The 19215-nt window shown below is 67.2% G+C and carries 24 protein-coding genes; 14 read left to right on the top strand and 10 right to left on the bottom strand.

Going from position 1 to position 19215, the window contains the following annotated elements; genetic code table 11:
* Positions 1-18: 18 nt before the first annotated feature.
* Positions 19-1911, bottom strand: coding sequence for a serine/threonine protein kinase (locus tag ASD42_RS12390; RefSeq protein WP_084465429.1), 1893 nt, complete (start codon positions 1909-1911; stop codon positions 19-21).
* A 187-nt stretch (positions 1912-2098) separates the two neighbouring features.
* Here ASD42_RS12390 and ASD42_RS12395 point away from each other — a divergent pair, with 187 nt between their 5' ends.
* Positions 2099-2869, top strand: a complete 771-nt coding sequence (locus tag ASD42_RS12395; protein WP_056814260.1) for an acyl-[acyl-carrier-protein] thioesterase — start codon at positions 2099-2101, stop codon at positions 2867-2869.
* Positions 2870-3052: 183 nt separating this feature from the next.
* On the opposite strand, the gene ASD42_RS12400 is transcribed toward ASD42_RS12395, so the two are convergent.
* The gene (locus tag ASD42_RS12400) at positions 3053-4720 is read right to left on the bottom strand and encodes an FAD-dependent oxidoreductase (RefSeq protein WP_056814263.1); all 1668 of its coding nucleotides are present in this window, start codon (positions 4718-4720) and stop codon (positions 3053-3055) included.
* A 155-nt stretch (positions 4721-4875) separates the two neighbouring features.
* On the opposite strand from ASD42_RS12400, the gene ASD42_RS12405 reads away from it, so the two are divergent.
* Positions 4876-5367: a SixA phosphatase family protein gene (locus ASD42_RS12405; RefSeq protein WP_056814265.1), complete on the top strand. Its 492-nt coding sequence runs from the start codon at positions 4876-4878 to the stop codon at positions 5365-5367.
* 17 nt (positions 5368-5384) lie between these two features.
* Here the strand turns inward: ASD42_RS12405 and ASD42_RS12410 are convergent, their stop codons facing one another.
* Positions 5385-5588 carry a hypothetical protein gene (locus ASD42_RS12410; protein WP_056816178.1) on the bottom strand — a complete coding sequence of 68 codons (204 nt, stop codon included), beginning with the start codon at positions 5586-5588 and terminating at the stop codon, positions 5385-5387.
* Positions 5589-5693: 105 nt separating this feature from the next.
* Here ASD42_RS12410 and ASD42_RS12415 point away from each other — a divergent pair, with 105 nt between their 5' ends.
* From ASD42_RS12415 to ASD42_RS12435, 5 genes are all read left to right on the top strand, one after another.
* Positions 5694-6062, top strand: coding sequence for a VOC family protein (locus ASD42_RS12415; RefSeq protein WP_056814268.1), 369 nt, complete (start codon positions 5694-5696; stop codon positions 6060-6062).
* An 88-nt stretch (positions 6063-6150) separates the two neighbouring features.
* Complete coding sequence (locus tag ASD42_RS12420) at positions 6151-6615, top strand: MerR family transcriptional regulator (RefSeq protein ID WP_056814271.1); 465 nt, start codon at positions 6151-6153, stop codon at positions 6613-6615.
* Positions 6612-7628, top strand: a complete 1017-nt coding sequence (locus tag ASD42_RS12425; RefSeq protein ID WP_056814274.1) for an aldo/keto reductase — start codon at positions 6612-6614, stop codon at positions 7626-7628. Before ASD42_RS12420 ends, ASD42_RS12425 begins: the two co-directional genes overlap by 4 nt.
* Positions 7629-7638: 10 nt before the next feature.
* Positions 7639-7956, top strand: coding sequence for a GNAT family N-acetyltransferase (locus tag ASD42_RS12430; protein WP_056814277.1), 318 nt, complete (start codon positions 7639-7641; stop codon positions 7954-7956).
* Positions 7953-8942, top strand: coding sequence for a pirin family protein (locus ASD42_RS12435; RefSeq protein WP_056814280.1), 990 nt, complete (start codon positions 7953-7955; stop codon positions 8940-8942). Before ASD42_RS12430 ends, ASD42_RS12435 begins: the two co-directional genes overlap by 4 nt.
* Positions 8943-9063: 121 nt before the next feature.
* Here ASD42_RS12435 and ASD42_RS12440 read toward each other — a convergent pair whose 3' ends face one another.
* Positions 9064-9552, bottom strand: a complete 489-nt coding sequence (locus tag ASD42_RS12440; protein ID WP_056814283.1) for an SRPBCC family protein — start codon at positions 9550-9552, stop codon at positions 9064-9066.
* The gene (locus tag ASD42_RS12445) at positions 9549-9881 is read right to left on the bottom strand and encodes an ArsR/SmtB family transcription factor (RefSeq protein ID WP_056814285.1); all 333 of its coding nucleotides are present in this window, start codon (positions 9879-9881) and stop codon (positions 9549-9551) included. The genes ASD42_RS12440 and ASD42_RS12445 overlap by 4 nt, the downstream gene beginning before the upstream one ends.
* 124 nt (positions 9882-10005) lie before the next feature.
* On the opposite strand from ASD42_RS12445, the gene ASD42_RS12450 reads away from it, so the two are divergent.
* Positions 10006-11262, top strand: coding sequence for an FAD-dependent oxidoreductase (locus tag ASD42_RS12450; RefSeq protein ID WP_056814288.1), 1257 nt, complete (start codon positions 10006-10008; stop codon positions 11260-11262).
* 108 nt (positions 11263-11370) lie between these two features.
* On the top strand, positions 11371-12012 hold the full coding sequence (locus ASD42_RS12455; RefSeq protein ID WP_056814291.1) for a hypothetical protein: 642 nt from the start codon (positions 11371-11373) through the stop codon (positions 12010-12012).
* A gap of 118 nt (positions 12013-12130) precedes the next feature.
* Here the strand turns inward: ASD42_RS12455 and ASD42_RS12460 are convergent, their stop codons facing one another.
* Complete coding sequence (locus ASD42_RS12460; RefSeq protein WP_056814293.1) at positions 12131-12523, bottom strand: PPOX class F420-dependent oxidoreductase; 393 nt, start codon at positions 12521-12523, stop codon at positions 12131-12133.
* Positions 12524-12608: 85 nt separating this feature from the next.
* Between ASD42_RS12460 and ASD42_RS12465 the strand changes: the two genes are divergently transcribed.
* The 3 genes from ASD42_RS12465 to ASD42_RS33780 all read left to right on the top strand — a co-directional run bounded on the left by ASD42_RS12465 (position 12609) and on the right by ASD42_RS33780 (position 14470).
* Positions 12609-13118, top strand: coding sequence for a hypothetical protein (locus ASD42_RS12465; RefSeq protein WP_156677431.1), 510 nt, complete (start codon positions 12609-12611; stop codon positions 13116-13118).
* Positions 13115-13684, top strand: a complete 570-nt coding sequence (locus ASD42_RS12470) for a TetR family transcriptional regulator (RefSeq protein WP_200950404.1) — start codon at positions 13115-13117, stop codon at positions 13682-13684. The genes ASD42_RS12465 and ASD42_RS12470 overlap by 4 nt, the downstream gene beginning before the upstream one ends.
* 96 nt (positions 13685-13780) lie before the next feature.
* Complete coding sequence (locus tag ASD42_RS33780) at positions 13781-14470, top strand: hypothetical protein (protein ID WP_063004005.1); 690 nt, start codon at positions 13781-13783, stop codon at positions 14468-14470.
* Positions 14471-14486: 16 nt separating this feature from the next.
* Here ASD42_RS33780 and ASD42_RS12480 read toward each other — a convergent pair whose 3' ends face one another.
* Positions 14487-15017 (bottom strand): CGNR zinc finger domain-containing protein, encoded by a 531-nt coding sequence (locus ASD42_RS12480; RefSeq protein WP_056814303.1) that lies wholly within the window; start codon positions 15015-15017, stop codon positions 14487-14489.
* A gap of 38 nt (positions 15018-15055) precedes the next feature.
* Between ASD42_RS12480 and ASD42_RS12485 the strand changes: the two genes are divergently transcribed.
* Positions 15056-16054 carry an EamA family transporter gene (locus ASD42_RS12485; RefSeq protein WP_056814306.1) on the top strand — a complete coding sequence of 333 codons (999 nt, stop codon included), beginning with the start codon at positions 15056-15058 and terminating at the stop codon, positions 16052-16054.
* Between the two features lie 76 nt (positions 16055-16130).
* Here the strand turns inward: ASD42_RS12485 and ASD42_RS12490 are convergent, their stop codons facing one another.
* Positions 16131-17180 (bottom strand): DUF3558 family protein, encoded by a 1050-nt coding sequence (locus tag ASD42_RS12490; protein ID WP_056814310.1) that lies wholly within the window; start codon positions 17178-17180, stop codon positions 16131-16133.
* 202 nt (positions 17181-17382) lie between these two features.
* Positions 17383-17832: a cyanase gene (gene cynS, locus ASD42_RS12495; RefSeq protein WP_056814313.1), complete on the bottom strand. Its 450-nt coding sequence runs from the start codon at positions 17830-17832 to the stop codon at positions 17383-17385.
* Positions 17833-17991: 159 nt separating this feature from the next.
* Between cynS and ASD42_RS12500 the strand changes: the two genes are divergently transcribed.
* Positions 17992-18825 (top strand): formate/nitrite transporter family protein, encoded by an 834-nt coding sequence (locus tag ASD42_RS12500; RefSeq protein WP_056814315.1) that lies wholly within the window; start codon positions 17992-17994, stop codon positions 18823-18825.
* Between the two features lie 26 nt (positions 18826-18851).
* Here the strand turns inward: ASD42_RS12500 and ASD42_RS12505 are convergent, their stop codons facing one another.
* A complete protein-coding gene (locus ASD42_RS12505; protein WP_056814317.1) occupies positions 18852-19199 on the bottom strand; it encodes a hypothetical protein in 348 nt (115 codons plus the stop codon).
* Positions 19200-19215 lie beyond the last annotated feature (16 nt).

Consider the following 19215-nt stretch of genomic DNA (forward strand, 5'->3'; position numbering starts at 1 on the left):
CATAACCCGGCGACGGGATCAACGATGGGCGAACTCGATCACCGGCTCGCTGGCGAGCACCGAACCGGCCTTGATGATCGTCAGACCGGATGCGTTGAGCTGGTATTGGGTGCCGTCGGTCGGGTTGGTCACGGTGTACGCGCCATCACCGTTCGGTACCGGATCGTCTAGTTCGATCCCGGCTCCGTCGCTGGCTCGTACGCCCTTGTAGTAGTACCGCTGGTCGCCGGTATGGCAGATGACGACGCGCGATCTGGTGGTGCGGGCGATGGACATCGCGGCGTCGTTGTCATTGCACCGAGGGCCCGCGGTGAGGAAGCCTCGACCATCGGCGCCGGAGACACTCGATTGCAGTGGAGGGACGGTGGTCGTGGCCGGCGCTGTGGTGTAGCCCGTCTGGCTACCGGTCTCGATCACGGTGGGATCGACGACACCGGACGCGGGCGGCGGCGGGACGGCCACGTTGCGGCGGTCGTCGGCGTTCATCATGAACCACACCCCGATACCGACCGCCGCCAACACGATCAGCGAACCCAGCGCACCGGCCAGGAGCGGAGTCGCCGAATTACGCTGCGGGGGAATCGGTATCGGCGCCGACGGATGGGTATAACCACTTCCCTGACCGGGCCCGCCCACGCTGGGTGACGCGCGCAGAACCGTGGGCTCGTGCCCCGCTGCCCGATACGCGCCGGTGGGTTGGGGTCCGGTCACGCGGCGCGTCGACTGCGGCCCGGCGGATTGTGGACCGGTCACGCGGCGCGTCGCATGCGGTTCGCCGGGATAGGCGACCGAGCCGCGGATCGTCGGGGGCGACTGCGAATCACGCGACAGCGCAGCGGAATCCCGAGTAGCGGGTGAACGAGAGTCGGGCGACAGCGCCCCGGAAGCCCGAGTCGGGGGCGAGTGCGCGTCGGGCGAGAAGGCCGCGGAGTCCCGCGTCGGTGGGGGTTGCGAGTCGGCCGGGACCACCGCCGAGCCACGGGTTGTCGGCGGGGAAGGCAGCTCGTCGGACCGGTTCGGCGGTGTCTGCGGGCCGGTGATCTCGATGCGGGGGCCGGATACCGTTGCGGGAGTGGAGCGTTCGGCTTGGATCAACGCGGCTCTGGCCGCGCGGGCCAGGTCGACGGGGGTGGCGTAACGCTGGTCGGGACGCTTGGCCATGCCCCGCTCGACGACCGCGTCGAAGGTAGCCAGCGTGGAATCGGCGGCGCTGGGACGCGGGGCGGGCGCCATCTGATGCGAGCCGATCGCGCCCGCGAGGCTGTTCACCGGGAACGGCACCCGGCCTACCAGGCATTCGTAGAGCACACAGGTGAGCGCGTAGGTGTCCACCGACGGCGCCATCGGCACACTCTCGAACCGCTCCGGCGCCATGTAGGCCATCGAGCCGACCGCGCTGCCCGCGCTCGTGAGCTGCGGGTCGGTGGCGGAGTGGGCGATGCCGAAGTCGACCAGGTAGGCGAACAGGTTGCCGGTGAGCAGGATATTGGCCGGTTTCACATCGCGGTGGACCAGGCCGATCTCGTGCGCGGCGTCGAGCGCGAACGCGATCTGCTCGACCACCTGCACCGCCTCGACGGGCGTGAGCCTGCCGTACTGCTGCAGCCGCTCCTTGAGATCGACGCCCTTGACCAGGCGCATGTCGATGTAGAGGACACCGTCGACCTCGCCCCAGTCGTGCACCGGGATGACGTGCGGTTCCTGCACGCTCGCCATCGCGTGCGATTCGCGGCGGAAGCGCTGCACGAAGGTGGGATCGGTGGCGAGTTCGCGATTGAGCATCTTGAGCGCGACAACACGATTCTTGGAGGTGTCGTAGGCCTCGTAGACCTCCCCCATGCCGCCGACTCCCAGAAGTCTGCGAATTTCATAGCGCCCGAACATCGAGCCCGCCATTGCTCCGCCGGCCATTACAGCAGGCTACCTGGGCGCGGATAGGTCTGTCATGTAGGACAACCGCGCCGCTACCCCCGTGGTGACCGACACCTGGTACCCCTAGTCCCGACTCGGCGTGAGGGTGTGATCTGCGACCCGTAAAGTCGTCTACAGAACTACGCAAGAAGTCGCGACGCACTGGTGTGTCGTGCAAGGAGCACACGTGTCACTCGATCAGCCACTGGCCCCGCTTCCCGAGGAGGGCACGGGTTTCGCCACGGCGTGGCCCGTCCGGGCCGGCGACGTGGATCCTTATCAACGACTGCGCCTCGATGCCGTGGCGCGCTATCTGTCCGACATCGCCTGGGACGAGCTGAATCAGACGGCTCTGCATCTCACCGATCCCACCTGGATCGTGCGCCGCACCGTCATCGACGTGGTCCGCCCGATCGTGTGGCCCGATCACGTGCATCTCGAGCGCTGGTGTTCGTCGATGTCCACCCGGTGGACGAATATGCGCACGCGCATCACCAGCGAGCGCGGCGGGCTGATCGAGACCGAGGGTTTCTGGATCAACCTCAGCGAATCGAGCAATCTGCCCGCCCGGATCAGCGACGACGGCCTCGCCTACCTGGCCCGATCCACCGACGAGCACCGCCTGCGCTGGCGGCCCTATCTCACCGATCCGGCGCCTCGCGAGTCCGACAACGACCTACCGTTCCCGGTGCGGGCGACCGATATCGACCAGTACAACCACGTCAACAACGCTTGCTACTGGCAGGCCGTCGAACAGTTCCTCGTCGACTTCCCGAAGCTGGTCGCCGGACCGCACCGCGCCGTGATCGAGTACGTGGCGCCGGTGCTGGCCCGCGAGCACATCACCGTGCGCGCCCGCCACGAACCGGGTGACCGGACCGGGCAGATGGTGCTGCGACTGTGGTTCGTGGTCGGCGGCGTGACCACCACCGTCGTCAGAATCATGCCCCTGCCGTGATATGGCGGCTGGCGCCGCGGGTTCTCGGCGCTTGACTCCACCTCTTCCCTCCCTACGGGCACTCCTTCGTCGCACCCTTCGGTCAGTCCATCGGCGGAGGCGCGCCGAGAACCGGCCTTCGGCCGTTCCTATGGCAGCCGACACGGGAACCCGGCGCCGCGGGCCCCCGTGCCGGCTCTACGTCTAGCCCTTCGCGGCCTTGAGCAGGTCGGCGCGGGTGGTGAACTTGACCCGTGGCCTGCCTGCCGCCTTGCCCGCGGTCTTCTCGGCCTGGTCGATGGTCTTCCAGCCCTTGCGGTCGACCAGATCGGGCTGGCGCTGTGCGAGCAGTGCGCGCAGAGCGGCCCGATCGCCGGTCGGCGTGGTGAGTTTGCCCGCGATGAAGTCGGCGATCACCGCTTCGACGGTTTCCTCCGCGTCGACCCGGTTGGAGCCGATCACTCCGCGCGGGCCGCGCTTGATCCAGCCGGAGACGTAGACGCCGGGGACGGGCTCGGCGGCGTCGATGACGCGGCCGTGCTCACTCGGCACGGTGCCGCGGCGCTCGTCGAAGGGCAGGCCGGCGATGGGTTCGCCGCGGTAGCCGATCGCGCGCAGCACCAGGCCGGTCTCGATGGTCTCGGTGCGATCGGTGGCGGTGGCCACCAATTGCCCGTTCTCCTCGGTCAACTCGTTGTGCGCGAACTCGATCGCGGTGACCGCGTCGGTGCCGTGCACGGCGGTCGGCGTGGCGAGATAGCGGAAGACGATCCGCTTGTTCGACAGGTCCGGCTGCGCCGTCGAATACTCCTGCGCGAGTTCGTACTTCAGGCGCAACGAGGGTTCGATGTTCGGGTCGTCGAGCACCGCGCGGCTGTGCGGGTCGAGTTCGACATCGGCGGGGTCGATGATCACATCGACGCCGTTGCGATAGGTGAGCGCCAGGAACTCCGGTGAGGAGTAGGCGGCCTGCAACGGACCGCGCCGACCGAGGATCACGACCTCGCGAATGTTGCTGCGGCGCAGGGCGTCGAGCGTGTGGTCGGCGATATCGGTCTTGGCGAGCTCGTCGGGGTCGCCGGTGAGCACACGCGCCACATCGAGGGCGACATTGCCGTTGCCGACGATCACCGCGCGCTCGCCGGACAGGTCGAACTCACGGTCGGCGAAGTCGGGGTGGCCGTTGTACCAGGCCACGAACTCGGTGGCCGAGTGGCTGCCGGGCAGGTCTTCGCCGGGGATGTCGAGCGAGCGGTCGCTCGAGGCACCGACGGCGTAGATCACCGCGTGGTGGTGGTCGAGGAGCTCCTGGTGACTGATGTGCTCGCCGACCTCGACATTGAGGTAGTACTGCAGCGTGTCGCGACGGAACGCCGACTCGAACATCTCGGCGACGCCCTTGGTGCCCGCGTGATCGGGGGCCACGCCCGCGCGCACCAGCCCCCAGGGGGTCGGCAGCCGGTCGAACATCTCGATCTCGACATCACTGCGCCGCAGTAGTTCGTCGGCGGCGTAGCAGGCCGCAGGGCCCGCGCCGACGATCGCGACGCGCAGCGTGCCCAGAGTCTTGGGCGGGCGGGCCGGGGTGCTCAACGGGTCGAAGTTCGACTCGAGCGGGTGGCGCTGGAAGTAGGCGGCGTTGATATCGCGATACCTGTCCAGCGAGGCGAGCAGGTCGTCCTCGGAGAAGATCGCGTCCACCGGGCACGCGTCGACGCAGGCACCGCAGTCGATGCAGGTGTCCGGGTCGATGTACAGCATCTCCGCCGTGGCGAACTCCGGTTGATCCGGAGTCGGGCGGATGCAGTCGACCGGGCATTCGGTGACGCAGCTGGCGTCGTTGCAACAACGCTGCGTGATGACGTAGGCCATAGGTGCAGATCCTCGAAATGTGTGGTCGGTGGCTCGAGACGCCTCCGATCAGGGCCCGTGGCTGGTGAACCACGAACCCATCGATGGTGACGCAGCTTTCAGTGTGCCTCGAGTGTGACTGCCACCTCCCCGCTGCCCGGCATTACGGTGGTCTCATGGCGGCGACCCTGATCCTGATGCGGCACGGAAAATCGGCCTATCCCGACAACGTCGACGACCACGCGCGCCCGCTCGCGCCGCGTGGCGAACGCGAAGCGGCCCTGGCCGGTGACTGGCTGCGCGCCGCCCAGCCGCCCATCGACGCCGTGCGCTGCTCGACGGCTGAGCGCACCAGACAGACGCTGGCCGCCACCGGCATCACGGCGCCGGTCGAATACACCGACGACATCTACGACGCCAACCCGCACGCTCTCATGGAGCTGATCGGGCTCACCGACGACACGATCTCGACACTGCTCATCGTCGGCCATGTGCCCGGCATCCCGTGGACCGCGTGGGAACTGGCGAGCAACCGTGAATCCGATCAGGCGACCGAACTCAGCCGTAAATTCCCCACCTCGGCCCTGGCGGTGCTCGAATTCGACCTGCCGTGGGCACAACTCGGCCCCGGCACGGGCGAGCTCACGACGTTCCACGTCCCGCGCTGAGTTCATTCGGCGCGGGCTCACTTGAGTAACTTGCCGCCGACGACGATGCCCACCCCCAGCAGCACGAGCAGCACGAACGCGACGAATCCGTTCGTCAGCGCCCAGACCACGCCTAGCACGAGTACCACCGGCGCCACCGCGATAGCGGTGATCACCGGGCTCTCCTTGACCGTTTCCCAAGCCGAGCGGGCCCTGACGCGGTCGATGTCCTTACCAGCCATGTGATCCACACTACGTTTCCGCCGGACCCCGGTACACAGGCTCGCACGCACCCACATGTGATCCACATCTTGTTTCTGTCCGACCTCGCAACGATGCTTGACCACATGGATTGGAAAATCGAACTCGTTGCCATTCCGGTCACCGATGTCGACCGGGCCAAGGATTTCTACACCAGCATCGGCTTCAACGCCGATCACGACCACACCCCGACCCCGGAGATCCGTTTCGTGCAGCTCACTCCGCCGGGATCGGGCTGTTCGATCTGTATCGGGCGCGGGCTCACCAGTGCCGCGCCGGGCAGCGTCGAGGGCATGCAGATGGTCGTGGCCAGCGCCGACAAGGCCTATGAACAGCTGATCGCCGCAGGCGTGGCGGCCACCCCCGTCGAGGACATGGGCTGGGGCCGGTTCACGTTCTTCGCCGACCCCGACGGCAACAAATGGGCTATCCAGGAGCTGCCGAACTACAGCTGAATTCGCCCACCCGTGAGAATTGAGTCTTGCTTGGAGCGCACTCCAGGTGGATAGCTTCTAGGAAGTTCCACGGGAAGGGACGAGCACGATGGATCAGGACGCGGCGCTTCGCGACGACAGCGGCGACGACGAGCACGGGCGCCCGAGGTATTCGATCGGCCAGGTGGCGCAACGATCGGGCCTGAGCCGCGACACGCTGCGCTGGTACGAGCGGATCGGGCTGATGGGCTACATCGGTCGCGATCACACCGGCAACCGCCGGTTCAGCGACCGCGACCTGGAGTGGCTGGCACTGATCGGGCGGCTGCGGCTCACCGGCATGCCGGTGGCCGACATGATCCGCTACGCCGAACTGGTCCGGGCGGGTGAACAGACCTACCCCGATCGGCTGGAGATGTTCCGGCAGACCAGATCCGATGTGCTCGACAAGATCGCGGAGCTGCAGCAGACCGTGGCCGTTCTCGACTACAAGATCGCCGTCTACGAAGGCCGATCCGATGTGTCGCGTCCCGCCACGATCACCGTGCACACGAGCGAAGGAAGCGACATATGAGCACCACCGCGACACTGCCGACCACCACTCTCGGCGCCGACGGACCGCTGATCGGCACCCAGGGCCTCGGCTGCATGGGCATCAGCGAGTTCTACGGCGACACCGACGCGGCCGAATCGCGGGCCACTCTCGACCACGCGCTCGAACTCGGGGTCACCCTGTTCGACACCGCCGACGTGTACGGCTCGGGCCACAACGAGGAATTCCTGGCCGATTTCGTCCGGGCCAACCGCGAGAACCTGCTGATCGCCACGAAGTTCGGCATCGTGCGCAAGGCCGACGACCCGTCCTTCCGCGGGTTCGACAACTCCCCCGCCTACATCCGCGCGTCGGTCGATGCCAGCCTGCGCAGGCTCGGCGTCGACACCATCGACCTGTACTACATGCACCGGCGTGATCCCGCGGTGCCGATCGAGGAGACCGTCGCCACGATGGCCGAACTCGTCGCGGCGGGCAAGGTGCGGGCGCTCGGGCTGTCCGAGGTGACCGGTGACGAGTTGCGCGCCGCGCACGCGGTGCACCCGATCGCGGCGCTGCAGTCGGAGTGGTCGCTGTTCTCGCGCGACGTGGAGCACACCGCGGTGCCCGCCGCGGCCGAACTCGGGGTGGCGTTCGTGCCGTACTCGCCGCTGGGTCGCGGTTTCCTCACCGGCGCGTTCACCTCGGCGAAAGATCTGAGCGACAAGGACTTCCGTCGATTCCAGCCTCGCTTCACCGGCGACAATGCCCAGCACAACGCCGAATTGCTCGCGCCGTTGGCCGCGATCGCCGCGGCGCACGACATCACCCAGGCCCAAGCCGCGCTCGCGTGGGTGCATGCCAGGGCGGGGGTGCACAACCTGTCGGTGGTGCCGATCCCCGGTACCCGCAAGCGGACCAGACTGGCCGATAACGTCGCCGCGGCGTCGGTGCGTCTGTCCCCGGACGAACTGGCGACGCTGGAACCGATCGCCGGGCAGGTGGCGGGCAGCCGGTACGCGGATATGTCGTTCACCTCGGCCGGTCGCGAATAGGATCGCGACCATGACCGATGCCACCGCCGATCCGCAGCGCCGTGTCGTGCGCAATGTCGAGAAGAACCGCTACGACGTGTTCTTCGACGATGAACTCGCCGGTTTCACCGAGTACATCGAGCGCGACAACGACACCGACTTCATCCACACCGAGATCGACGACGCGTTCGCGGGCAAAGGGCTCGGCGGGGTACTCGCCCGCCAGGCCGTCGAGGACGTGATCGCGCGCGGACGCACCGTCACCGCGCACTGCCCGTTCATTCGCGGCTGGCTGGACAAGCACCCCGAGTACGACGCGCATGTGGTGGGCAAGGGCATCGCGCAATGAGCGACTTGGAGATCGACCCGGACGAGGCGCTGTGTGAGCCCTCGCCTCGGCCGGGTCCGATCACCGAGTCGTACCCGGCCAGGGAGGTGCCGCTCGGCGGCGTGCGCGGGGTGTACGTGGAACGCACACTGCCGCAACGGGATCTGCCGACCGTGGGCGCGTGGTGTTTCCTCGACCGGTTCGGTTCGGCGTCGGCGACCGAGGCCGGCGCCTCCCCCGACATCCTGCCGCACCCGCACATCGGCTTGCAGACGGTGACCTGGCCGCTCGACGGCCGCATCCGGCATCGCGATTCGGTCGGCTCCGACGTAGTGATCGAACCGGGTCAGCTGAACCTGATGACGTCCGGTCGCGGCATCGCGCACTCGGAGTTCGGTGTGCCCGGCGCCGAGTCGGCCAACGGCCTCCAGCTGTGGATCGCGTTGCCCGGCACCGCGACGGGCGTCGATCCACATTTCGAGCAGCATCGTGAACTGCCGATCTACGCGGCACCGGGCCTGCGCGCCACCTTGCTGATCGGCGCGCTGGGTGGAGTCACCTCACCGGCGAAGGCTTACACGCCGATCGTCGGGGCCGACATCCTGCTCGATCCCGGCGCCGAGGTGCGGCTGCCGCTGGAGCGCGCGTTCGAGCACGCAGTGCTGGTGATCGCGGGCACGGTGACCGTCGACGGCACCGATCTCGCCCCGGGACCGCTGTTGTACCTGGGTACCGACCGCGACGAACTGCGGCTGTCCAGTACCGACGGTGCGCATTTCGCGCTGATCGGCGGCGAACCCTTCGCCGAGGAGCTGGTGATGTGGTGGAACTTCGTCGCCCGCAGTCACGACGAGATCGTCGATGCCCGCGAGGCGTGGGAAGCCCGCGACACCAGCCGCTTTCCCACGGTCGTCGGTCACATCCCCGACGAGCGCATACCTGCCCCTCCGCTACCGCCGTTACGCTTGAAGCCACGCAAAAGAGCGACCGGCTGCAATCACCGCTGACTCGACACCGATGTCGGATCGCAGCCCCGAATCAGCCTGCGCACGAGCCGAATCGGCAGAACCGGATCAGTCCGCGCCTGCACCCGATGCGGCTCCTCGACGCCGCACCGGGTGTACGCGATCAGCGACCGTCGGCGAGTAGGGCGTCGAGGGCGCGGTAGCTGTCGTTGAGACCGCCCTCCATACCAGAGGCCAGCATGCCCGCGCATTCCTCGGCCGTATGGAAGACGCTGTCGGTGACGACCCTGGTGCGGCCGTCGCCGAGGTCGACGAAAGTGGTGTCGTCGATGGAGATGTGGGCGGGCATCCCGTCCCATTCGAAGGACTGCACGATGCGTTCCTTCGGGGTGATCTCACGGAAGCGGCCTTCGAACCCGTGGGACGCGTCGCCGTCGTGTTCGACGAAACGCCAGTGCCCGCCCTTGCGGAACTCCCAGCGCTCGACGTCGAGCACGTGGCCGCGCCCCCACCAGCGCGAGAGCTGCTCGATGCGGCTGTAGGCGTCCCACACCCGGTCCAGCGGCGCGTCGAAATCGCGTTCGATGTGGACTTCGCGGTCCGAGGTCGAGGTGATGACGGCGTTGGCGGTGGAGTTGGTGGTTGTGCTCATTGCTCTGGCTCCGTTCGTTGCAGGAATTCACCGAGACGGTCCATCCGGGCTTCGAGCATCTGCCGATAACCCTGCATCCAGGCCACCTCACGATCGAAGACGTGCTCGGAGATCCGGCAGTACCGCACCCGTCCACGCTTCTCGGTGACCACCATGCCCGCCTCCTCGAGCAGCCCGATGTGCTTCTTGATGCCGGTCAAGGTCATCTCGAACCGCTCGGCCAACTCGCTGATACTCGCGGGCCCACGCCCGAGTTGCTCGAGGATGCCCCGCCGTGTGGGGTCCGCGAGCGCCCCGAACGAGGCGTCAAGGAAGTCATACTGAACCATCTAGTTCAGTATTGCGCCTCGGTTTCATCCGGTCAACCCCTTCCGGAAAACCCTGGACGGGCCAACGGATTTGCTACTACGCTTTGTCGTAGAACTTGGCGGGAATCATCGAGGGGGAACACTCATGGACAAGACCACGTGTTGCATCGTCGGCGGTGGCCCCGCGGGCACGATGGCCGGTCTACTACTCGCCAGAGCCGGTGTCGAAGTCACCGTGCTGGAAAAACACGCCGACTTCCTCCGGGATTTCCGTGGCGACACGGTGCACCCGTCGACGGTGCGGCTGATCGACGAACTGGGGCTCGGCGCCGAGTTCGCCGAGTTGCCGCACTCCGCGCTGACTCGCATGTGCATGTACGCGGGTGACCGCATGGTGGTCGCCGCCGATCTCACCCGGATTCCCGGCAGGTACCGACACATCGCCATGGTGCCGCAATGGGACTTCCTCGACCTGCTCGCCGGCGCCGCGGCCGAGGAACCGTCCTTCACATTGCGCATGCGCTCGACCGCGATCGGGCTGATCCACGAGGCGGACCAGGTGGCCGGCGTGCGCTACCTCGATGCCGACGGCGTCGAACACGCCTTGCGCGCCGATCTCGTGATCGCTTGCGACGGACGTGATTCCGTGGCACGCGAGGCCGCGGGCCTACGCCAGCGGATGGAGGACGTACCGATGGACATGTGGTTCTTCCGCGTCCCCAAAGCGCGTGACGACATCGACGGCGGGGCCGTGCAGGCCCGCTTCACCAGCGGCAATTCCGCGGTGGCCATCGACCGCGGCGACTACTACCAGACCGGCTACATCATCGAGAAGGGCTGCGACGCAGAGCTTCGCGCCACCCACGACGTGCGATGGCTCCGCGATCGCGTCACCGAACTCTTCGGCTGGTCCACCGAGGCCACGGCGGCGATCCGGACCTGGGACGACGTCAAGCTGCTCGAGGTCACGGTGGGCATGCTCGACCGGTGGTATGTGCCCGGCCTGCTGTGCATCGGCGATGCCGCGCACACGATGTCACCGGTCGGCGGGGTCGGGGTCAACCTCGCGGTGCAGGACGCCGTGGCTGCCGCGCGCATCCTGGCGCAGCCACTGCTCGACGGCACCGTGCGGACCGCCGATCTGGAAAAGGTGCAGCGCAGGCGGATGCTGCCAGCCAGCTTCACCCAGCGGTCCCAGCGTGGCGAGCACGACATGCTCATCGCGCCCGCGCTGCGGGGAACCCTGCACACCGCACCCCTGCCACTGCGCGTCGTCGACGCCGTGCCCGCGCTGGCCGGACTCACCGCCTATCTCGGCGGCATCGGCCTGCGCCCCGAGCACGCACCGGAGTTCGCGCGACGTCCGCAGTCCGGCGTCGCGCCGTCGAACGCGCCGCGCTGATCCGCCCTTCCGCTCCAGTCGGCATTTTTCGAAACGGGTCGCAACGGCTAAGTTTGCCGCGACGAGCGGGACGCATGGGACCGGGTGAAGCAGCAGGAGGCTTGCGGGATGAGGATCGGCACTGGGGTCGGGGCGGCACTGCTCGCGATGGGGGTCATCGTGGCGGCGGCCGGGCACGGGCACGCCGAGCCCGCTCCGGTCGTCACCGAACAGCCGGCCGAGGCACCCTCGCTGCGCGGGGTGGACAAGGGCCTGAACTACCAGGTGAGCGCGACCGATGATCGGCGCGCGGTGGTCACCACCATCGACGCGGGACGGTTCCAACTCGTTCATGACGCGAAAGTTGTCACGGTGACCGACGAATCGGGTGCGGTACTCGCCGCGCTGCCGATGGTCGTGCGCGTCGGTGAGCACGCGGTGCCACTCACGCCGTCGATCGACGAGAAGGGCACCAGCCTCACCCTCACGCCGATCAGCGAATCCACCGCACCGGTGCGCGACATCAGCGCGCAGGAACGCTTCTTCGCCGAAACCCAACGTCTGCAACCGAAGATCATCGAAGGCGCCGTCATCGGGGCCGCGATCGGTTTCGTTCTCGGCTTCCCGCTCGGCCTGTTCATCCTGGACTTCATCACCGTCCCGGTCGCCACCGTGGCGGGCGCGGCGATCGGCGCTCTCGCCGGGTACGCGCTGGCGGGTGGTCAGCCCGCGATCGACACCGCGCTGGCCTACGTCACCGGGGCACCCTGATCACGTTGCGGGACTGAGGAATACACCACGGTTGCGCGGAGATCAGCCACGTGACTGCGGTCGGCCATACCGGACAGCGAACGCTGACCGCGTCGCTCGGCGCCGGGTTCGCCCCCGCTCAACCGTCCAGCCGGACCCGGATGCCCACCATGCGCTCGGAGCCGCCGCGCAGTCTGCTGCCCAGCAGTCCGATCCGGGCGACCAGCCCGTACTTACGCTTCATCAGAGCGGTGAAGTGCGCACTCGCGTCCGGCGCCAGCACCTCGGCGAAGCCGGGAATCGAGGCACCGTTCGACTTACCGCGCCAGTCGCAGGGGGCGACCGTCACCCGGCTCCCGTTGCGCACCCGCTTCACCTTGCCTGCGTCTGCCGCGCTCCACACCGCCAGCGTTTCCCCGTCGCGCATCACCCAGACCGGCGTGGGGACCGCCGTGCCGTCTCGACGGAACGTAGTGAGCAGCAGATACTTACCGGCCGCCAACTCGCCCAGCGCAGCCTCGGTGTCCTTCATGGCACAATACTAACCAGTTAGTTAGTTTTGTGGTCGTTGGAACCGTCCAGCGAACCGCACGATGCGGCGGAAAGGAATCTGCTCGGTGCGATTCGTCGGGACCTTGCTCGCGGGCTTCGTCTTGGGGACCCCCGCGGTTCCCGTCGGTCTCTCACTGTCACTACCCGGCCCGGTCACCCTGTTCGCGGTGCTGCTCGGCTCGGCCTGCTGCGTGGTCTTCGCGGTGTTCGCCATGGAACGCGCCCGGCTGCTCTGGCAGTCCCGGCGGGTTCGCCGGAAATCCGCCACCACACTGGCCGATTCGGCGACGGAGGTCGACGGTGCGTCCGCCATCGTTGTGGCGCCCGCCGAAAATCCCCGGCTCTCCGGCGCCGCGGGGCGACGGGCCCGGCGGGTCCTCGACAGATACGGCGTGGCCGGCTTCGGCATCGTCGGGCCTGCCCTCTTCGGCACCTGGGGCTCGGCCCTACTCGGTGCGGCGCTCGGCATCCCCAACTGGCGGCTGATCCGCTGGCTGATGACCGGGACCGCCCTGTGGTGCACAGTGCTACTCGTCGCATCGGACGCGGCCTCAGCCGTCTTCGGAATCGGATGACGCAGGCGATGTCCCGAGCCGACGCGACCAAGGCCCGCATTCTCCAGGCCGCCACCGACGAGTTCGCCACCTACGGTATCGCCGGCGCCCGGGTTGACCGGATCGCCAAGACGGCCGGGGCCAACAAGAACCTCATCTACATCTACTTCGGCGGCAAGGATCAACTCTTCGACGTGGTCATCGACGCCCACGTCACCCACGGCCTGAATTCGGTTCCCTTCACCCCCGAAAACCTCCCCGAGTACGCGGGGCGGCTGTTCGACTACTGCCGTCACAACCCCGAAGTCATCCGGTTGGCCACCTGGCACCGCCTGGAGCGTGGCGACCGGGATCTGGTCGGCGCGGCGCCTGCGCGCGACGCCAAACTGGACGCACTCGCCGCGGCACAGAAGAAGGACGGCTTCGGCTCCGAGTTCTCACCCACGACGCTACTGACCCTCGTCCTGAGCATGGCGCTTGCCTGGAGCCCGAGCAACGTCACCAGCGTGCCCCCCGGCTCGTCCGAGGCCGAGACCGCCGCCGATCACCGCCGCGCGATCGTCGAAGCCGTGCGTCGCCTCCTGTGAGCGGCTCGGGGCGCCCGTGATTGCGAGTCACGAGCAGTGCGTTGCCGCCGGTCTCCGCTACCGTTGACGGCAGTAAGTCCGCACGGGTGGGTGGTGATGAGAGTGGTGTTCGACCCGCTGGCCGATATCGAACGCGCCCTGGCCGAACAGGCCGGGTGGACGTGGTTCGACGACTACCTGCTGTACACGTGTGGGGTGGCCGATCTACTGGCACGCGGTGAGGTGGCGCTGATCCCGCACACCGCGACGCGGGTGCGGATCGAGCCCGGTGAGGTCGGTCTGGCCGAGGGGCCGGTCAACTGGTACACGTGGCGGGCGACGGGCGACGGCAGCTCGCCTCGCAGCCGCAGCACCGTCGTCGGCCCGAACCCGGTTGTCGTGGCCGCGCAGCTGGGCAACGCCGTCGTGAACCGGACCCGGCGCACGCAGGCAGCGGCCGCCGCGCAACCGCGCTGGGTGGCGGAACGGGCAGGGTCGGTGATGATCTCGGACCGGCGGCTGCACCTGACCAACCCCGAGCGGTCGTTCTCGCTGTACTGGTCGGCACTCGAGTCCATCGACCTCACCGCACCGGATCGCGTCGGCTGCCGATTCCCCGACCGGGACGGGAAGTTACAGCAGATACAGGTCCAGACCCCTTGGGCAGCATTGCTTTTCGTCACGGCCGCCCTGCGGCATTTTCCGCATCATCCGCTGCTGAAGACCGGGACCTGGCTGCCCGCCGGATTCGAGGACAAGTGCCATCTGGCGGGTAAGAAGTGCCCGAAGGTGCGCACGCTGGGCTGAAACGACCAGTCGACCCTCAGCGTTGACGCGCGCGGTAGGCAGCGACGGCGTTGCGATTACCGCATGCCGTACTGCAATAGCGACGGGAACGATTGCGGGACAGGTCGAGCACCAGCCCAGCGCAGTCGGCGTCGGCGCAGACCGAGAGGCGGCTCAGGTCGTCCGCGCGGATCAGGTCGATCATCGCCATCGCGGTTTCGACGGCGATGCGGACCGGGAGCGGGGCCTGCGGCGGGACCGCGTGCACGTGGTAGTCGACGTCGCCGTGGCGGACCAACTGCGGCACGGCGCGATGCTCGGCGAGGGTTTCGTTCACGAGCGTGACGGCGGCATCGCGGTCGCTGGTGAGCATCGCGCGCAGCGGCGCGCGCAGGGCCCGGACGGCGGCCAGTTCGGCGGGGTCGCCGGTGTGCACGCCCGTGTAGACGTGTCGGTCGAAGAACTCGGCGAGCTGGGCTGTCTCGGTCAACGTGTCGGGATCTTCGGCGGAATTGACCAGTTCGACCGCCGCCAGCAGGGCCGCCTCGGTGTCATGAGCAAAAACCACATTGACATATTACCGCAGGCTGCTTACCGTCATTAGTCATGGCGATTTTGACTCATGACAGCACGATCCGGATGCGATCCGGGCTGCTGTTCGCGCTGGCGTCGGCCACCTCGTTCGGGCTGTCCGGTCCGCTCGCGCGCGGGTTGATGAACGCGGGGTGGAGTGCCGCCGCCGTTGTCGCCGCGCGCGTTCTGCTGGCCGGAGTGGTTCTCTTGCCGCTCGCAGTGCCCCACCTGCGCGGAAACTGGAAGCTACTGCGCGCCAACGCGAGTCTCATCGGCGCGTACGGGCTGGTCGCCGTGGCGGGCACTCAGCTCGCCTACTTCAACGCTGTCGCGCACATGGAAGTCGGCGCCGCACTGCTGATCGAATACACCGCACCGATCGCGGTGGTGGGCTGGTTGTGGGTGCGCCACCGGCAACAGCCCGGCGCGGCCACGATCGCCGGCGCGGTTCTCGGCATCACCGGATTACTGCTCGTCCTCGATGTAGCCTCCGGCCTGTCGACCGACCCGATCGGCATCGCCTGGGCGCTGGCCGCGATGGTCGGCGCGGCGGCCTATTTCGTCCTCTCCGCCCAGGGCGGCGACCTCCCCGGCACCGTCCTGGCCTGCGGCGGTCTCCTGATCGGCGGCCTCATCCTGATCATGGCGGGCACCATCGGCATCGTCCCCCTGCACGCCACCACGCACCAGGTAGTCTTCGCCGACTTCACCACCCCCTGGTGGATCCCCATCCTCCTCATCGGCATAGTCACCGCCGCCATCGCCTACGTCACCGGCATCGCCGCCACCCGCCGCCTCGGCTCCCGCCTGGCCTCCTTCGTAGCCCTCACCGAGGTCCTCGCCGCCCTGATCTTCGCCTGGGCCCTCCTGGGCGAAGCCCCCCGCCCCATCCAATTACTCGGCGGCGCATTGATCCTCATCGGAGTCGTCGCCGTCCGCCTCGGCGAACCGACGACCTCCGCCCTCGGCGACCCCGAGACACCGGCAGACACCCTCGACGACGCGCGCGAACTGACGCAGCCCGAACCCTGATCCCCTTGGCGCGACAACACGCATTCCGCCACACCTCACTGTCCGGAATGCGGTGGCGAAGCTTGTTCGATGCTCGCTATCTGCTGGGTGGGAGGTGGGCGACGAGCGGTTCCGCCAAGCGGGCAAGGTCCTTGCACACCGCAGCCGGCTCGCGGTCGACGGTATCCCACAGTTCGATGCTGACGTGGCCCGTCGGAATGCCGTTCTTCGTGCCGAAAGGCGTGTCGAACCCGAGCTCGCAGTAGCCGTCGTCGACGTCGGCACCAGCTCCACCGAAGGCCTTGGTGACCATGAGCGCGCGTCGATCCAGGATCTTGGTCGGTCGCGGAGTCGGGTACCAGCCGTAGTGGCTGTAATACACCTCATGGAACGGCTCGGCGCCTGACAAGATCTCTACCGTGTACTTGTCGCCGTGCCATCGGCAATGGCCGCCGGTGCCACTTTCCTTCTTCGACGGATCCAATCCCATTGCGGTAATCGCTGATTCAGGAATGCCGCAAGGGTCCCACACAGGCACCGGCGCCGCAGTCGTCTTCGTACCGGGATGAGCAGTGGTCGGGGTCGACGACGGCGGTTCACTCGTCGCGATAGGCAGGCTTTCGGCAAGCGAACCGGCAAGATCGGCGAGGATCGCCTCCGCGCCCGAACTCAGATCGTCACGCATGGTCGGCGACCTCCAGACCGGAGGCGTCGCACCACCACTCCAATCCATCCCTGACGTGACAACCTCGAGCCTGACGTTACCCACCATCGCGGTCGCCCAACTCCGCATCGCTCCGGCTTGATCCTGGTCCCTGACCATCGCATCGTCACCGATTCCGTCCAGCCGACGCGGTGTGCTGAAGTGCTCACTCTCAACGGCATTCGATGCCATCGGCGTCCTCGTGGTGTGAATCCGCGGCGGCAGGACCGGGCCCCGCTCGAGCTCGATGGTCACGGTGCGCAGCAACGGTCCAGCAGCAGGCATCACCTCACCGACCGGGACCGGGTCGGTATCGAAACTCACCGTGCAGAACAGACGGTTCGCCCCGAGGGGCGTTCCGATGTCCTCGGCCTGCAACCGTGTATCCGGGTCTTCGAGATACCCGGCGAACCGACCCAGTGACTCCCGCGCCTCCGCGTCCACCTCCTCGCACGACGACGGCAATGCCGAATACGACCGAACCTCGGGGACCGCACTACCCGTCGTACCACCGCCCCCGATCGAGCAGCCTGCTGCGAACACCGACGCGCACAACGCAATCAGGAACGGACGGGATGGGATGGACACGCGCAACAACTACCACACCGCAGCGCGACAGCGCTGGCGTCGATCGCGTACAGCCCTCTCACCAGCGGTAGTCCAGGAATTTGCCGTCCAGGGTGATGACGACGCGGTCGCCGTCGGGGTGGGGGCGGCGGGCTATGTCGATGTTGAAGTTGATGGCGCTCATGATGCCGTCGCCGAATTCCTCGTGGATGAGTTCTTTGAGGGCGGGGCCGTAGACCGAGACGGCCTCGACGAGGCGGTAGACGGTGGGGTCGGACAGTTGTGCCGGGTCGGCGCCGCGGGAGGGCTGTAGGCGCAGGCTTTCGGCGACGGTGTCGTCCAGGTCGAGCAGGGTCCAGACGGCGGCGGCTTGTTCCTCGGTCATCGGATGCTGGCCGAGCAGCGCCGCTGTCGTCCAGACCAGCGGCGCGCCGATCGATTCCGCGATGCCAGCCCACGTGAGGCCCTTGCGGATACGGGCGGCGACGACGAGGTCGGCGGCGGCGGACTTGCTCAGGATCGGTTCCATACGGGCTCCTAGGTCGGTGGGTCGCCGCTAGCCTGCCATTCGGAGCCGCTCACTCGCCATAGTGGAATACCACTATTTACGCGGGCGCAACCTCGAGTGATCACGAGGCAATGTCGACAGCGAAAACTCCTGCGCTAGAGCCACTACGAAGGGGTTTTCATGTCCTATCTCAAACCGGCGGACTTCGTCGAGAAGATGATCGACGCCGGCGAAGCCAAAGCGTTCATGTCCACCCGCGACACCGTGATCCGCGCTTACATGGCGGGGGCGATCCTCGCACTCGCCGCCGCCTTCGCGGTGACCATCACCGTGAACACCGGTGAACCACTGCTCGGAGCCGTGCTCTTCCCGGTCGGGTTCTGCATGCTCTATCTGCTCGGATTCGATTTGCTCACCGGCGTTTTCACCCTGGTACCGCTGGCGTTGATCGACAAACGGCGCGGCGTCACCGTGGGCTCGATGTTGCGAAACTGGGGGCTGGTGTTCGTCGGCAACTTCGCCGGCGCGTTCACCGTGGCCGTGATGATGGCGATCATCCTCACCATGGGTTTCTCCGTCGACCCCAGCGTTGTCGGCGAAAAGCTCGGCGAGATCGGCGAATCCAGAACCCTCGGCTACGCCGAACACGGCGCCGCAGGCATGCTCACCTTGTTCATCCGTGCCGTGCTGTGCAACTGGATGGTCTCCACCGGCGTGGTCGCCGCGATGATGTCGACCTCGGTGTCGGGCAAGGTGATCGCGATGTGGATGCCCATCATGCTGTTCTTCTACATGGGCTTCGAACACTCCATCGTGAACATGTTCCTGTTCCCCTCCGGCCTGCTCCTCGGCGGCGACTTCTCGATCGGCGACTACCTGATCTGGAACGAAATCCCCACCGTCGTAGGCAATCTCGTAGGCGGGCTCACGTTCGTCGGCCTGACCCTCTACGCCACCCACGCCCGAACCGCCCCCTCCCGGCCTCGACCCGAAACTGCCGAATCAGAGGCCTGACCCCTGTGCGATTCCTGCTCGCAGAGCTATCGAGTGTCGATGTATTCCGCGGCCTCGATCGTGAGTGCGGTGCCGGGCATCTCGATCGTCAGCAGGGCCGTTTCAGCCGCCCAGGTGACATGCGCTTCGTGGGCCGGATAGGGGACGCTGTAGATCAAGCCACGGTTGGATGAAGGGCCGACGAGGATCTCGTACTCGGTGTTCAACAGGCCCCACGTCGTGCGGTGGTAGACGCAGTACTCGGTGTTGTGCTGTTGGCTGCAACCCAGCAAGACCTGGGTCGACATCACGGTGGCCGCGACACGACAGGCCGTGAACACCATCGCGAGCACGCCGATCACCGCGAGCACACCGACGACGATCTGATACTTCACACGGCGACTGTACGCA

It is taken from the genome of Nocardia sp. Root136, from assembly GCF_001427185.1.
Lineage (GTDB): Bacteria > Actinomycetota > Actinomycetes > Mycobacteriales > Mycobacteriaceae > Nocardia > Nocardia salmonicida.